The organism is Lamprocystis purpurea DSM 4197 (genome assembly GCF_000379525.1).
Classification (GTDB): domain Bacteria; phylum Pseudomonadota; class Gammaproteobacteria; order Chromatiales; family Chromatiaceae; genus Thiodictyon; species Thiodictyon purpureum.
This window is the reverse complement of record NZ_KB902461.1, coordinates 1-1,543: the sequence shown is the minus strand read 5'-3', so window position 1 is coordinate 1,543 and position 1,543 is coordinate 1. Positions and strand designations below refer to the sequence as shown.

The window sequence follows — 1,543 nt, the reverse complement described above, 5'->3', positions numbered from 1 at the left end:
TAGACTGGCCCCCTGAATCTCCAGACAACCAATATCACTTAAATAAGTGATAGTCTTAATACTAGTTTTTAGACTAGTCATTGGAGAACAGATGATTGATGTCTTAGGGCCGGAGAAACGCAGACGGCGTACCACACAGGAAAAGATCGCAATTGTTCAGCAGAGCTTTGAACCGGGGATGACGGTCTCCCTCGTTGCCCGGCAACATGGTGTAGCAGCCAGCCAGTTATTTCTCTGGCGTAAGCAATACCAGGAAGGAAGTCTTACTGCTGTCGCCGCCGGAGAACAGGTTGTTCCTGCCTCTGAACTTGCTGCCGCCATGAAGCAGATTAAAGAACTCCAGCGCCTGCTCGGCAAGAAAACGATGGAAAATGAACTCCTCAAAGAAGCCGTTGAATATGGACGGGCAAAAAAGTGGATAGCGCACGCGCCCTTATTGCCCGGGGATGGGGAGTAAGCTTAGTCAGCCGTTGTCTCCGGGTGTCGCGTGCGCAGTTGCACGTCATTCTCAGACGAACCGATGACTGGATGGATGGCCGCCGCAGTCGTCACACTGATGATACGGATGTGCTTCTCCGTATACACCATGTTATCGGAGAGCTGCCAACGTATGGTTATCGTCGGGTATGGGCGCTGCTTCGCAGACAGGCAGAACTTGATGGTATGCCTGCGATCAATGCCAAACGTGTTTACCGGATCATGCGCCAGAATGCGCTGTTGCTTGAGCGAAAACCTGCTGTACCGCCATCGAAACGGGCACATACAGGCAGAGTGGCCGTGAAAGAAAGCAATCAGCGATGGTGCTCTGACGGGTTCGAGTTCTGCTGTGATAACGGAGAGAGACTGCGTGTCACGTTCGCGCTGGACTGCTGTGATCGTGAGGCACTGCACTGGGCGGTCACTACCGGCGGCTTCAACAGTGAAACAGTACAGGACGTCATGCTGGGAGCGGTGGAACGCCGCTTCGGCAACGATCTTCCGTCGTCTCCAGTGGAGTGGCTGACGGATAATGGTTCATGCTACCGGGCTAATGAAACACGCCAGTTCGCCCGGATGTTGGGACTTGAACCGAAGAACACGGCGGTGCGGAGTCCGGAGAGTAACGGAATAGCAGAGAGCTTCGTGAAAACGATAAAGCGTGACTACATCAGTATCATGCCCAAACCAGACGGGTTAACGGCAGCAAAGAACCTTGCAGAGGCGTTCGAGCATTATAACGAATGGCATCCGCATAGTGCGCTGGGTTATCGCTCGCCACGGGAATATCTGCGGCAGCGGGCTTGTAATGGGTTAAGTGATAACAGATGTCTGGAAATATAGGGGCAAATCCACCCGCGAAGAGCCAGTTCTTCCGGCCTATGGCCACTCCCCGTAAGGCGTTCTCTGCGATGTTGTTGTCGATTTCCACCCAACCATTACTGCAGTACACGTTCCGAGCATCCCGCTACTGCAGCAGGTATGCAAACGCTTTTGCCGTATCCGAGTGACGCGCCAGTGTTTTCATCTGAGTCTGTATCCAGTCGTACAGTGACTGCATCAGTGG

The 1,543-nt window shown here is 53.3% G+C and carries 1 protein-coding gene and 1 pseudogene; one reads left to right on the top strand and one right to left on the bottom strand.

Annotation, left to right across the window (positions count from 1 at the left end):
* Positions 1–91 precede the first annotated feature (91 nt).
* Positions 92–1,320, top strand: a protein-coding gene (locus A39O_RS38145; RefSeq protein ID WP_088895425.1) for an IS3-like element IS2 family transposase whose coding sequence is annotated in 2 segments (ribosomal slippage) — positions 92–407 and positions 407–1,320 — 1,230 coding nt in all. Because the reading frame shifts where the segments join, the coding sequence is not laid out codon by codon here.
* A 10-nt stretch (positions 1,321–1,330) separates the two neighbouring features.
* Here the strand turns inward: A39O_RS38145 and A39O_RS42150 are convergent.
* Positions 1,331–1,543 (bottom strand): annotated as a pseudogene (locus tag A39O_RS42150) (IS66 family transposase); the annotation flags it as partial.